The organism is Vibrio sp. 10N.247.310.24, from assembly GCF_041467175.1.
Taxonomy (GTDB): domain Bacteria; phylum Pseudomonadota; class Gammaproteobacteria; order Enterobacterales; family Vibrionaceae; genus Vibrio; species Vibrio tasmaniensis_A.
Genome location: NZ_JBFSUD010000037.1, coordinates 35,213 through 48,391, shown reverse-complemented (window position 1 = coordinate 48,391; position 13,179 = coordinate 35,213). Strand labels below are relative to the sequence as shown.

At 44.4% G+C, this 13,179-nt stretch carries 11 protein-coding genes and 1 pseudogene; 2 read left to right on the top strand and 10 right to left on the bottom strand.

The features are described 5' to 3' along the window. Window positions 1-121: 121 nt before the first annotated feature. From purT to AB6E08_RS13220, 7 genes are all read right to left on the bottom strand, one after another. Window positions 122-1,297: a formate-dependent phosphoribosylglycinamide formyltransferase gene (purT, locus tag AB6E08_RS13250; RefSeq protein ID WP_372064465.1), complete on the bottom strand. Its 1,176-nt coding sequence runs from the start codon at window positions 1,295-1,297 to the stop codon at window positions 122-124. A gap of 167 nt (window positions 1,298-1,464) precedes the next feature. Next, a complete protein-coding gene (cdd, locus tag AB6E08_RS13245; protein ID WP_012604142.1) occupies window positions 1,465-2,352 on the bottom strand; it encodes a cytidine deaminase in 888 nt (295 codons plus the stop codon). Between the two features lie 286 nt (window positions 2,353-2,638). Beyond that, a complete protein-coding gene (locus tag AB6E08_RS13240; RefSeq protein ID WP_012604141.1) occupies window positions 2,639-3,316 on the bottom strand; it encodes an LrgB family protein in 678 nt (225 codons plus the stop codon). 2 nt (window positions 3,317-3,318) lie between these two features. Beyond that, window positions 3,319-3,690: a CidA/LrgA family protein gene (locus tag AB6E08_RS13235; RefSeq protein WP_372064468.1), complete on the bottom strand. Its 372-nt coding sequence runs from the start codon at window positions 3,688-3,690 to the stop codon at window positions 3,319-3,321. A 25-nt stretch (window positions 3,691-3,715) separates the two neighbouring features. Next, window positions 3,716-5,140: an exodeoxyribonuclease I gene (sbcB, locus tag AB6E08_RS13230; protein WP_372064469.1), complete on the bottom strand. Its 1,425-nt coding sequence runs from the start codon at window positions 5,138-5,140 to the stop codon at window positions 3,716-3,718. Window positions 5,141-5,346: 206 nt separating this feature from the next. Next, window positions 5,347-6,195: a sterol desaturase family protein gene (locus tag AB6E08_RS13225; protein WP_372064471.1), complete on the bottom strand. Its 849-nt coding sequence runs from the start codon at window positions 6,193-6,195 to the stop codon at window positions 5,347-5,349. A gap of 87 nt (window positions 6,196-6,282) precedes the next feature. Beyond that, window positions 6,283-7,296, bottom strand: coding sequence for a DUF2804 domain-containing protein (locus tag AB6E08_RS13220; protein WP_372064473.1), 1,014 nt, complete (start codon window positions 7,294-7,296; stop codon window positions 6,283-6,285). 169 nt (window positions 7,297-7,465) lie between these two features. On the opposite strand from AB6E08_RS13220, the gene AB6E08_RS13215 reads away from it, so the two are divergent. Beyond that, window positions 7,466-8,509: an AraC family transcriptional regulator gene (locus AB6E08_RS13215; protein WP_372064475.1), complete on the top strand. Its 1,044-nt coding sequence runs from the start codon at window positions 7,466-7,468 to the stop codon at window positions 8,507-8,509. A 192-nt stretch (window positions 8,510-8,701) separates the two neighbouring features. Further along, a complete protein-coding gene (locus AB6E08_RS13210) occupies window positions 8,702-9,223 on the top strand; it encodes a DUF2058 domain-containing protein (RefSeq protein WP_012604134.1) in 522 nt (173 codons plus the stop codon). A 161-nt stretch (window positions 9,224-9,384) separates the two neighbouring features. On the opposite strand, the pseudogene AB6E08_RS13205 reads toward AB6E08_RS13210, so the two are convergent. From AB6E08_RS13205 to AB6E08_RS13195, 3 genes and pseudogenes are all read right to left on the bottom strand, one after another. After that, window positions 9,385-10,146 (bottom strand): annotated as a pseudogene (locus tag AB6E08_RS13205) (YdcF family protein). 393 nt (window positions 10,147-10,539) lie between these two features. Continuing rightward, the gene (locus AB6E08_RS13200; RefSeq protein WP_009846939.1) at window positions 10,540-11,913 is read right to left on the bottom strand and encodes an L-cystine transporter; all 1,374 of its coding nucleotides are present in this window, start codon (window positions 11,911-11,913) and stop codon (window positions 10,540-10,542) included. A 185-nt stretch (window positions 11,914-12,098) separates the two neighbouring features. Further along, window positions 12,099-12,794 (bottom strand): NAD-dependent epimerase/dehydratase family protein, encoded by a 696-nt coding sequence (locus AB6E08_RS13195; RefSeq protein WP_372064478.1) that lies wholly within the window; start codon window positions 12,792-12,794, stop codon window positions 12,099-12,101. Window positions 12,795-13,179: the final 385 nt, after the last annotated feature.

The window sequence follows — 13,179 nt, the reverse complement described above, 5'->3', positions numbered from 1 at the left end:
ACAGCTCGGAAGGATCCTTCAACCGATCACTTTGGCTTTAACTGATCGGCATTAGGCTCGATAGCCCGTCTTTTTTATTATTCAGATTTGAAATCGTGATTGTTCAGAATTGAATAGCAGGTTAGTAAATTACTTTTACTTTAGAAGCACTCTCAATTGCATCTTCAATCGCAGTCTCAGTGCTGTTGCGACGAGTCAGCGCAACACCTAGACGACGGCGACCATCGATATCAGGTTTACCAAACAAGCGAACTTGCGTCTGTGGTGCGTCTAGTGCCTCTGTAAGACCTTCAAAACGAATGTTGGTTGAAGTGCCTTGGCCTAGGATAACCGCTGATGCACATGGTCCGTATTGCGTGATGGATTTGATCGGCATACCGGTAAACGCGCGTACGTGCAGTGCGAATTCCGATGAGTCTTGAGACATAAGAGTCACTAAGCCAGTATCGTGTGGGCGAGGGGATACTTCGTTGAAGATAACGTGATCGCCTTTAACAAACAGCTCTACGCCGAAGATACCGTGACCACCTAATGCGTTAACCACTTGTTCAGCGGTGTATTGCGCTGTTTTGAGTGCGTTGTCTGACATGACTTGTGGCTGCCATGACTCACGGTAATCACCATCTTCTTGGCGGTGACCGATAGGCGCACAGAAATGCACACCGTCGACTGCGCGAACGGTAAGTAGCGTAATTTCGTAATCAAAGTCGATGAAGCCTTCAACGATTACGCGACCCGCGCCAGTACGACCGCCTTCTTGTGCGTAGTCCCAAGACTTTTGAATGTCTTCCTCTGTTTTGATAACGCTTTGGCCTTTACCTGAAGAGCTCATTACTGGCTTAACAACGCAAGGCATGCCCACGAATTCAACAGCGGCAGCGAAGTCTTCAAAGGTGTCTGCAAAGCGGTAAGGAGAAGTGCTCAGCTTTAGCTCTTCTGCAGCTAGACGTCGGATGCCTTCTCGGTTCATGGTTAGCTTGGTTGCATTCGCAGTTGGAACGACATTCAAACCTTGCGCTTCTAGCTCTACCAACTTGCTGGTGGCAATAGCTTCAATTTCAGGAACCACATAATCTGGTTTTTCAAGTTCAATGATAGCTTGAAGTGCATCACCATCTAACATGTCTAGTACATGGCTACGATGTGCGACTTGCATCGCTGGTGCGTCTGCATAGCGGTCACATGCAATAACTTCCAAACCTAAACGTTGGCACTCAATAGCAACTTCTTTACCCAGTTCACCTGAACCTAATAGAAGTACACGAGTAGCATTTTCACGAGTAGCAGTACCAAACATAGAAATTCCTTCCGATCTTTTGAACGATTGATTGAAAACGGGGTGATCATACTTATTTGAAGAATAAAAGCAAACGTTTGCGCAAGTTGAGGTGTGAATTAGAAGCATAAAAAAAGCAGCCCTGTAAAATAGGGCTGCTTATTTAAAATTTTGTTAATCAGATGTACTTAGATTGCTAAGTAAGTCACTGGAATGTCGGGATTAATCGCTTCTAATGTAGATTGCGTATCCGCTAGGTGACTGATGCTACCTTCGGCAATTTCAACCAAGGCTGCGTTTTCAATCTGTTCAAAATCGAAGCCAGCCAGTTTAAGTTGAATCAACGCCACTTGCAGAGGAGGTAAGCTCGGGTTGAACGCTGCGTTTTCAGCGTAAGCACCAGTGAAAACCTCACCCGACGTCAATTGCAGTGAAACACCACTTAGGTTTTTGGTGTAAGGAGCATGGCTGCGGTTTAGTGCTGCTAGCGCTTCTACAACAATAGGCGTTGTTTCTTCAGTCGTGTGTTTATGATCAAGCTTAGTCATTAGGCCAGTCGTCACACCTAAATCAGCAGGGCCGAACGAGTCTGGTAGGTACTCTTGCAGAGACATTTCATCACGTTGTGGAAGCTGAACTTTAAGTTCTTTTGCTGTGGTCAGTTCGTTCATGAATTGACGACAGTGACCACAAGGGCTGAAGTTGATGGTGATATCAGAAATACCTTGTTCGCCTTTCATCCAAGCGTGGCTGATTGCAGATTGCTCAGCGTGTACTGTTTGGCCAAGTTGAGCACCAGCGATTTCAAGGTTTGCACCAAAATACAGAGTGCCGGACAAACCACGCACGATTGCACCAACATAAAAGTCAGATAACGGAGCGTAAGAATAGGCTGCGGCAAAAGGAAGTAGCGCAATACGTAGCTCGTCATCCGCTAAACCACTTGCTTGCAGTAGGCTAGCAAATTGTTCTGGAGACAATGTCGCGTCAAAGTTGTCTGCTAATACGATGTCACTCAAAAGTGCTTTGATTGCTGTTGGAGCACTTTCCAGCGCCAGGGTAATACGACTGTTCATGTTGAATCCTTAATTGACCTTAGGCTTTAATTCTATGTAATGCCCAGGAATTTTCTGTGACATGGATCACCACTGCGTTGTTGTTGTTACATTGGTTTGCATAATTAGAGTGAGGTCACAGATGAAATCGATTGCAAGAGTAAAAACTACCATTGATATCCCATTTATTGGCCTAAACAGGGCGCGATTTGGCTGCTATTGCTAAATAAATGCGAATAAAAAGCCCAAACAGACACTGTAATAAACAGCATTCTGGTTGGGCTGAATCGCGTAGTGATCGTTTAGGTTAAGAATAGAACCAAACCACGAGCGAAAATATACTCGGTGCGATGATTGAGGTAATGACGCCGCAAAGCACAAGAGCCAAAGAACTGAATGCTGCATCTTCCTGATTCTTTTCAGCACAGGTTGCAGTGCCTAAAGCGTGAGATACGGTACCCATGGTTAAACCTCGGGCAATAGGGCTCTTAATACCAATGAGATTGTAGATTGGGTAAGCAAAAATCGCCCCAAACAGACCAACAATCAATACCAGTATTGCCGCAATCGCTGCTTCACCACCTAAATGGCTCGATACTTCCATCGCAATTGGCGTGGTGACTGATTTACCTAATAAACTCGCAATCAAACTTAAGTCTGCTTTAAAAGCCACAGCGATCAATGCTGTCGTTGTCATCGACATTACACTGCCTAGTGTGCAAGCAAAGGTGATGATGCGCCAGTTGGCTCTGATTTGAGGTAGCTGTTCATAAAGCGGATAAGCAAGGGCAACTACCGCGGGCTGCAGCATGTAGGTAATCCAGGTGTTGTCCGCATAGTAAGTCTCAAACGGTACTTTGAAGAACGTGAGTATCGGAATGATGATACCAATGCTGATCAGCAGGGGGTTACACAGCGGTGAGTTTACTTTTTGACTTACCCAGCGAGCAAACAGGAATACCACGATGGTGAGTAGAATCCACATGATCAGTTACCTCTCGAAAGCAAGCGGTCTAAAAACCATGATAAGGACACCAACACCAGCAACGTGCCACCAACGGCGCTGGCCATAATTGGCAATGCCTTCGTGATGAGCATGTCGAAGTGATCCATTAACCCAACACTGATCGGAACAAACAGTAAGATCATTAGGCGGATAATCAAGCTTGCACCGGGTTGTACCCAGTGCGAAGGAACAATACCAATCACCATGGCAGCAAACAGAATCAACATGCCAAAAATACTGCCTGGGATTGAGGTATCCAAAAAGTGCTGTAACGCGTTACCTACTGTAAGTGCACCTATGATTAAGGTGAAGGAGATTAAGCAGTAAACCAGTTGGATCAATCTTTCTTTCAAAGTGTTACGTCTCTTGATAATGGAATTAACTAGCTAACTTTTCTACGTATTGATAAACCGCCTTCAAGATAGCCATTTTCTTCTCGTCACTTTCATGTTCGTGCGCGAGGTTTTCAAGGTTGAGCATGTACTCTTCTAAACGGCACTCATAAAACTCACGACAATGGTTTGCCCATTTCAATTGCTCAGCTTCGTCGAGCGTCCATGGGAAGTTACGTGCACGGTAACGGAACAGTAACGGTTTAATACGTTCGTCACTGAAGGTGATATCCAAAGCTGCCAAGTTGTTCGGGTCAGTTTCACGAATGATGTTCATCGCTGTTTTATCAGCAGGTGAAAAGAAACCGTCGTAAAGGTGTGTATCAACATCATCACTCTTTTCGTACTCGCGTTCTTGTGAGTACAGGCCGATCAGTTTTTCGCGGATCTCTGGATGTTCGCGCAGCAGTGCCAAGTTCTTCAAGCATTGTTGGCGATCGATACCGATGGTTTCGGCATTTTCAGCCGTCAGCGTTTTGGCTGGAGCAAGAATAGGGCACTTGTTCAGTTGAACCAATTTGATTGGTACGGGTAGCTCGTCTTCACCCAGTTCACTGCGTTTGGTGTAGAGTCTGTCTCTGAGTTCATCAGCGTCCAGTTCTAGTAGTGGGCTTGGATCTTTAGCTAAATCAACCACGATAACCGCATTTTGATTAGTTGGGTGCCAAGCCATAGGCACAATCCAGCTTGTGTAGTTGCAGTCACGGCCAAACATGCCCGAAACGTGCATCAATGGTGTCATGTTTACGATATCAACTAGGTCATTTAGCTTACGCTTATGACGCATGTTGTAAAGGTAATCGAACATCTTAGGTTGTGCAGCTTTAAGCTTCTTTGCTAACTCGATGGTCGCAATAACATCGGCCATCGCATCGTGCGCGTTCTCGTGTTCAATGCCGTTTGCCACAGATAGGTGTTCCAGTTTGAAACTTGGATAACCTTCTTCGTTCTCTGGCCAAACAATGCCTTCAGGGCGCAGTGCGTGAACAGCGCGCATTACATCTAATAGATCCCAACGTGAGTTGCCGTTCTGCCAGCTCCACGCATATGGGTCAATGAAATTTCGGTAACAGGTGTAACGCGTTACTTCATCATCGAATCGGATACTGTTGTAGCCAAGGCTTGTGGTGTTTGGTTTCGCCAACTCAGCATGGATCTTAGCGATAAACTCAGGTTCAGGAAGACCTTGTGAAGCCGTTTTCTGTGGCGTGATACGGGTAATCAATGCAGCTTCAGGTGCAGGGAGGTAATCAGCAGGAGGTTGGCAATAGATAACCAGAGGCTCTCCAATAACATTGAAATCTTGGTCGGTACGAACACCTGCAAACTGACTCGGACGGTCTTTTGCTGGGCTAACGCCCCAAGTTTCGTAATCGAAAAAGAAGTAGGTCGGCTGATTATCTGAACTCATTGAAATTCCTGAACAGCAAGCGCAGAACGTTTACTGTGGCTGAAGGTTAGTTTTGTTCAGTATCTGATAGTATGCGGTACGCGTGCAACCCAGATCACAAATAAATTGTCGGAAAACGGTGCTTTACTATTCAATCGAGTCGGTGGGGATGTCTTTGAATCCAGTTGAGGCGGTATCTTTGTTAATACAATCTGTCTATCGTCCGTTTAATCCGATGGGGGTGAGAGTATCAACTGGACTTTCTGTTTAATGGTTAGCTCTCGGTTTCTCAAATCTTTGAATATAGCCTTCCATTCTTGAAAGGTGACGATTATAGGGTTAAAACTGTTTACTGGTTTAGTGACGCCGTAACGTACGGTTTCAACTTCCGGTTCGAACGTACCAAACAATTTATCCCAAATGATCAAAACACCGGCGTAGTTCTTATCTATGTATTGCGGGTTTTTGCCGTGATGTACTCGATGATGCGAAGGGGTGTTAAAGATGTATTCAAGTGGCCCCAAGCTTCGTATCCATTGTGTATGGACGAAGAACTGCAAACCTAGGTTCAGAAGCACTACAAAGATGACCCATTTAGGCTCGAAACCTATGATGACGAGCGGTACCCAAAATAGCCACATGCCTGCGAATGGGTACATCAAACTCTGACGGAAAGCCGTATTGAAGTTCATCTGTTCTGAACTGTGGTGCGCGACGTGCGCGGCCCACATCCAGCGAATACGATGGCTTGCTCTATGGAACCAATAATAGAAAAAGTCTTGTAACACCATCAATACGACAAAACTCAGCACGCCCATTTCAATGTCCATTAAGCGCCAACCAAACAGCCATAGATACAGCTGCACGACCAATAACCCAGTGAGCAAATCGGAGAGTTGATGCATTCCCGCCAGCGTGAAGTTACACATCACTTCTGAAAGTTTATAGTTGGAATTGTCTGGTAGTCGACCTTGCTTCTGACCGATAAAATACTCAGCCAACATGCACACCACGAATAAGGGCGCTAATACCAGCAGTAGCCATTCTGGGTGATTGATTAATGCGTCGATATTCATGTTTTATCCTTGTTGAGACGCCATACGCGTTCTTAGTATCAAGTTTACTTAAACTTGCTCGCCTGAGATTCAATCAGCAGAATTACGTTACCAGCGAGCAAAGTGATCTTCTGTTAGGCCAAGAACACCATCGAGGTGATGTGTCACTCCATTGTTGTCTTCAATCGAGCCAGAAAAGTGACCAATGAACTGACGAAAGTTACTCTTTAACAGCCATAAATTGAGCTTTTCGCTGCGGTTATTTAAGGGCGTAAAGGTCAGGTTTATACGTCCATCTTGTGATGTTATCTGCCAAGGCAAGTTCGTGTCTTGGCGACTGAACGTAAACTGTACTGGGTTAAGCAAGTGTCTGGTTCCATTGACCCATAACACGTTTTCGCAGCCTCCGGTTTCATTCACGCCCGCCGCGAGGTTTAGGCCAATATCCGTGCCATTGGATTGCGTATTGATGCTTGCCCAGCGCCAACTGGTTTCGCGTCTCATGTAGCCCGCTGAAAAGTCATAACCGGCACGAGCTTGTTCGAGAACGAGTGATTCTCCCTTGATTTGGATGTCACCGCTGATGCGCAAAGCATTGTGCTTTTGGGTGTAAGTCCAACCTGAATAACCCGTTGGGCTGCACATCGCCAAGGGCAAGCTGTCGGCTTTAGGCTCTAAAGCGATATCGGCCTTGATGAGTTTGGTATTCAATCGAACTTGCCATTGCCCGCCTTCAATATTAAAGATGATGCTTTGGCCTGCAATGTTTGTCGTGCCGTCAAATGGCGAAGCGGTAACTTGTTTATCAAACCCTAATGGCCTCAACCAAGATGACTCTTCTAGATGGTTGTTTTCAATATCGTACAGATAACAAAATGCCGAGCCTAAGTAGCGAATATCCGCGATTGCCACGCCGATAATGTGCGTGTCGGTGACGATGCTGACAAATTGAAATTGCTTGTAGTGGAAGTGCTTCTGCCAAAGGTTTGCTTTTGCATCCATCGAGTTTCGGTAGTCAAAGTTCTCGATGTTCAGGTGCTTTGGGATGCCATCGAAATGTCCAATGATCGGCTGACCATTAGAATCAATCAAACTGTGTGGAGCAGGATTCGTTTTTATCATTGCGATAGTTCACATAAATTTAACAACTAAAGCCATTGTGCGATGAGTAGCGTAGAATTGGGAGGTCATATTCGGACAAGAGCGCGTTACCAATCACGATTTTTTCAGTAGTGTTGTTGAAGCTGAGTAGTCATGTTGATGGGAATGGGCTCGATATAAGGAGAGACGATTGGAGATTATCGCGGAGTATAAGCCGACCGGACATCGGCATCAGTTGGGTACATTAGATATCGCGCTGCTGTTGAATACGTTAGAGCAACGAGGTCTCGATACTGAAAGGTTACTCAATGATGTGGGTTTGCCGAACATGGATTGGCGAGACCCGAATGGAAAGTTGACTTACGCTGACAAGCTTTCGTTATTTAGCGCGGCGAATCAGAGCTTTCCTCACGATGGCTTAGGGCTTTGGTTGGGCGAACACGCTAGCTTGAGCCACTTTGGTGTGTTGGGTTATGCGCTATCGACCAGTCAAAATGTCGGGGAGGCCATCAAGTCGGGCTTTAAATATCTGCGCCTGAACGGTCCTATTTTCTCGGTTAAATTGTTTCTAGATTCCGAGCAAGCAGTGATTCAGATTGAGAACACCTTGGAAGTGGGCGATCTCCTACCTTTCTGCAGTGAGTATTTCTTGAGTTCAATCGTCTCTTTGTTCAAAGAACTGACTGGTCATGAGTTGGATATTCATACTTTGGCTTTGCCTTATGCTCGCCCTAATTACACCAAGCTTTATGACGAGCGTTTCCAGTGCCCGGTAATTTTTGAACAAAACTATTGTGAACTGCGTTTTGATGTCTCCGTTTTATCACAAACTTTATTGACTCATGATGCCGCGACCCTGAAGCGCTATCTCGCGTCTTGCCAGTCGATAGTGGAAACGCTGGACTCTGAGCACCTGCTGACTAACCAGATCAAAACGATCTTTTATCAAACCGCAGGCAGTTTCCCGAATATAGAACAACTCGCGGATGAGTTTGGTTGTAGCTCTCGTACACTCAGGCGAGAGCTAGTGACCCATGATTCCAGTTATCAAATATTGCTTACCGAAGTTAGAGTGGAACTGGCCAAAGAGCTGTTACTCGGCACAACCATGAGCATTGATGACATAGGTGAAAGGCTCGGTTATAGCGACCCTGCAAATTTCAGAAGGGCGTTTAAAGGGTGGCTCAATAAAACGCCCGCGCAGTTTCGTGGCAGATTGAGTGCGTCTGGGTAATTGGCTCGATGTGCGTATAAACGGTATTTCGTGGAAAAGTGGAGGTTGTGAGCAACAAGAAGGGAATATGGACACAGCTTAGATCTATCAGCACAAATTTTGCGATTGTTCTGTAATTTACTCTTGTTCAGTAAACAGAAACCTTAAAAACAGGTATGATAGTGCCGTTTTTAATCCTGAACTGGGAAAGTCATGGCAAAGTTAACACTCCAAGAGCAAATGCTTAAAGCTGGCTTGGTAAATGAGAAAAAATTAAAGAAGGCGAAGAAAGGCTCTAAAAAGTCTCGCGTTCAGTCTCGTGAAGCAAAAGCGGCAGCAGAAGAAACTAAACTGGCGCAGCAAGCGAAAGACAAAGAGTTAAACCAACAGTTGAAAGAACAGCAGTTGAGCAAAGAAATTAAAGCTCAAGTGAAGCAACTGATTGAGATGAACAAGATCGAACAGAAGAACGGTGAGATCAAATACAACTTCACCGACGGTACGCTAGTTAAATACCTTTACGTAGAAGAGCTGACTCAAAAGCAACTAAGTAAAGGCATTCTAAGTATCGCGCGTCAAGGCGAAAGCTATGTAGTTATCCCTACTGCGGTAGCGAACAAGATCGCGATGCGTGACGAAGAGTCTATCGTTGATACTCAAGCTTCAAGCTCAGATGAAGTAGACGAAGATGACCCGTACAAAGACTTCGTGATCCCAGATGATCTAATGTGGTAATTGCCCGTTAGTACTGAGTAGAAGCACGAATTAAAAATGCAGCTGACAATCCTTCGATTGTGGCTGCATTTTTTTGTTTATGAGCTGTGAATCTTCTAGATACTAAATGACCACTAGCTAACTAGCTAACTAGCTAACTAGTTAGATCATGGTTGAAGCGATCAGGCGTCACCGGGCTTCTCACGTTTGCTGTTCCACCCCATAAAGTTGTAAAGGTTGTAACGAGCAAAACCCAATTGTTCATGCAATGCAAAGTCTGTAACTGCGAAGTTGTACCATAATGGTAACCATGAAATTTGAGCAGCCATGTAGTCGGCTCGTACTGGGACGACGTTTAATCCAAAATGATTAAAGTAGAGTTCACTACGACGAATATGTAGGCCTGATGAAACAAGAACAATGTTGTCGAACTGGTGATGCTTCATTAGGTCACTGGTGAGCTGCGCGTTTTTCTAAGTGTTGACGCTATTCGATTCTTGAATGATATCGGCTAGTGGAACGCCGAGTCTAAGCAACTGCTGTTGATAAACTTCCGCTTCGGTTGCACCATTATTTTGTGCATCTCCACCACTAACAATCACTTTGCATATGGTTTGAGCCTCCGCACAGTTTTTATATTGGCTTGCCGTTTCATTGATGCGACCGAACGAGAAAAAGGTCGGCTCAAATTCTTGTGTACTTGCGATGAGTTGAGTACCAGCACCAAGCAAGACAATGGCATTGTGAGAGGTCCACTGAATGTCAGGTTTGCGCTCATAATTGGCTTGCAGGTCGTTTAGTAGATAGCGAGGGATTAAACCCGAACCAATCAATATAAATAAAGAGATAAGAAGAAGTTTGATAAAACTAGAGGTTTTTCGCCACTGAAATAAACGTGTAACGCCAACGAATACTAGAAGAAGTAATAATATAATAAAGCTCATGAGGATCCTGTTATCGAACGGGTGCCAGAATGATAGGCATGTTTGAAGCGTCGCGTAATATATCAGCTTTACCGATATTTCACAGTCAACCTATAGCGCTATTGAACAAAGATAGTGTTTTGCGTTATAGAATGTGGATGCTCGTAAAATAACAAACAAAAACGCTTTATTATTGTTCGATTATTGATTTCTAAATACAGGCTTAAAAATAATAAGGACATTTACATCTTGTTCATCTTTTATTCTATACCTATGAGCTTCTTCTATTATTTTAATCGAATATTGAAAACCTTGTTCTATGCGATTAAACAAAACAAGTAAGCAATAAAAAACCGACGCATGTGCATCGGTTTTTGTGTAACGAGACTCAAGTTATTGGATCAATCGAACCCATTAAGCGTTCGCTTGTTCCAAATCTTGCTGTTTGTCCTTTTTAGCCAATAGGCGGCTTGTGATTGTACCAGCTGTCATTGCACCAGATACGTTAAGCGCAGTACGTGCCATATCGATAAGTGGCTCGATAGAGATAAGCAGTGCTGCGATAGTCACAGGAAGACCCATCGCGGGTAGTACGATAAGTGCAGCGAAAGTTGCACCGCCACCAACGCCGGCAATACCAAATGAGCTCACTGTGATAATAGCAATCAGAGACAGAATGAAGTTAATGTCCATTGGGTCGATACCAACCGTAGGCGCAACCATAACTGCAAGCATTGCAGGGTAAATACCCGCACAACCATTTTGACCAATTGTTGCACCGAAAGACGCAGACAGGTTAGCAATCGCTGGTGGTACGTTTAACTTAGTGATTTGAGCTTCAACGTTCAGGGGAATAGTTGCTGCAGAGCTACGAGACGTGAAAGCGAACGTCAGTACTGGCCAGATCTTTTGGAAGTACTCTTTCGGGTTGACACCAACAAAAGAAACCAACACACCGTGAACGACGAACATCAGGATAATAGCGACGTAAGAAGCAACGATGAAGCCCAATAGGCTTAGGATGTCAGAAGCACTTGACGTTGCGACTACCTTCGCCATTAATGCTGCGATGCCGTATGGCGTTAGTGCCATGATCATCTTAACTAAGCGCATAACGATAGATTGAGCCGCTTCAACGAACGTACGGATTGGAGATTCTAATTCTTCTTTCTCTGCCATCACCTTACGAGCAGCAATACCCGTTAGCACGCCAAAGATAACTACCGCGATGATAGAAGTAGAGCGAGCCCCTGTTAGGTCTGCAAATGGGTTAGTCGGAATAAAGCTAACCAGCATTTGTGGAATAGTTAGATCTGAAACGCTGCCGATGCGGCTTTCTAGTGTTGCGATACGTGCTGTTTCACGAGCGCCTTCAGTTAAACCTTCAGCCGACAAGCCGAATGCTTGTGTTACAACAATACCAACAATCGCAGAAATTGCCGTTGTTGCTAGCAACACAGAAATGGTGATGCCGGAAATCTTACCTAGTGAGCCGCCTTTCTCAAGCTTCACTACTGCCGCAATCATTGAAACTAACACTAATGGCATGATGACCATTTTTAGTAGGCCAACGTAACCACGACCCACAATGTTTACCCAGTCGAGCGTCTCTTTGATAATAGGATTGCCTTCACCAAATAGCAGTTGAAGACCAAGGCCAAAAGCACTACCGAAAACTAAACCGAGTAAAACGAGGCGAGAAAGTGTGTTTTCTTTTTTCTGCTGTCCGTAGAGAAAAAAGAGGATACCAGTGAATACCGCTAAGGCAGCGATAGCTGAAAATGACATTGTTTTTCCTTATGAATAACCATGAATCGATAGGGCGCTTAGATATATGGGCGCAAATACTGTTAGCTAAAATAGCGACCTGTAACAAAACGTAAAATAAGGAAAAGTAATTTATTAGAACGATTAGTAATATCCACCCAATGGGTTGGATGGATATTCAACATTGTGGTGAATAGATAGACGTTTTAATGATATTTCGCTAATAAATTAAGCATGTCAGTCGAGGTGTAGATTTCGATACTTTGGAAATTATTTTCGAACAATCGGAATAATATTGCTTTCGCTACATCTTCCGATTGGATAGGGCGTAGGTTTTTGAATTTTCCAAACATTAACGGAGATATTAAAGGGAAGACTCTTTGTAGGAGCTTTTCATCAGTTCTGGGTTCGGCACGTTCACCCACCAGCGGGCCAGGACGAGCGATGAAGAGCTGCTTGAAGCCAATACGTTTTAGGTTTTGCTCCATTTGTCCCTTACAGCGCAGATAGTGTGAATAGGAGTCTGGCGAAGCGCCATAGCTAGAAACGACTGCGACACGTTGAACTCCAAGGAATTTCATCGACTGTGCCACTTGGCTAACCAGTTCTACATCGATCTTTCGCAGCGCTTCTTTTGAACCTGCTTTTTTCTTGGTTGTGCCTAAGCAGATAATGCCTAAGTTGGGCGTCGCTTTGGTGTCGTCCCAACTCGTTACTTGTAGATCGTTGTGGATGAGTGTATCGAGTTTGTTGGAGTGAAATTCTTCACCTAATGCTCTTCGTGAAAAAGCATAGATGTGTTCTACAGCGGGCTCGTTAATGAGCAGTCTCAGGACATGATGACCAATTAGCCCTGTCGCACCAGCTATAACAACCGATGTTTTATCTCCATTAATACTCATTCTATTCCTTACTCGCTCTACAAGTGCTTGTTTAATATAAACAGTGTTTGAATTTTAAGCGAACAAAAGTTTCATGAATGAGCGTTAGGAAGATGGGGTTTGATGATGGGCTTTTATACGGAAGGTATGTGCTTAGCTAGGTAAACCTCAATTAAGGTGTTAAAGATAACAAAGCCCGCTGGGCGACGGGCTTGTTATTTACTTTGCTACTTTGTTGTCTTATTGCTTCGACACTATTAGGTGAAGGAGAACGGGATTTTCCTTACCTTTTTGCTGGTTTTCTTACTCGATTTATTTGGTTTTCTTTTACTTGTGTTTGGAATCATTTCACCTCCTAAATCATTGTTTGGTTTTGTCTTTCAATCGATTGTTTTCTTTTAAAGCA

Coding starts and splice junctions, on each gene's coding strand:
- purT (WP_372064465.1), bottom strand. CDS start 1,297: ATGTTTGGTACTGCTACTCGTGAAAATGCTACTCGTGTACTTCTATTA.
- cdd (WP_012604142.1), bottom strand. CDS start 2,352: ATGAACAGTCGTATTACCCTGGCGCTGGAAAGTGCTCCAACAGCAATC.
- AB6E08_RS13240 (WP_012604141.1), bottom strand. CDS start 3,316: ATGTGGATTCTACTCACCATCGTGGTATTCCTGTTTGCTCGCTGGGTA.
- sbcB (WP_372064469.1), bottom strand. CDS start 5,140: ATGAGTTCAGATAATCAGCCGACCTACTTCTTTTTCGATTACGAAACT.
- AB6E08_RS13225 (WP_372064471.1), bottom strand. CDS start 6,195: ATGAATATCGACGCATTAATCAATCACCCAGAATGGCTACTGCTGGTA.
- AB6E08_RS13220 (WP_372064473.1), bottom strand. CDS start 7,296: ATGATAAAAACGAATCCTGCTCCACACAGTTTGATTGATTCTAATGGT.
- AB6E08_RS13210 (WP_012604134.1), top strand. CDS start 8,702: ATGGCAAAGTTAACACTCCAAGAGCAAATGCTTAAAGCTGGCTTGGTA.
- AB6E08_RS13200 (WP_009846939.1), bottom strand. CDS start 11,913: ATGTCATTTTCAGCTATCGCTGCCTTAGCGGTATTCACTGGTATCCTC.
- AB6E08_RS13195 (WP_372064478.1), bottom strand. CDS start 12,794: ATGAGTATTAATGGAGATAAAACATCGGTTGTTATAGCTGGTGCGACA.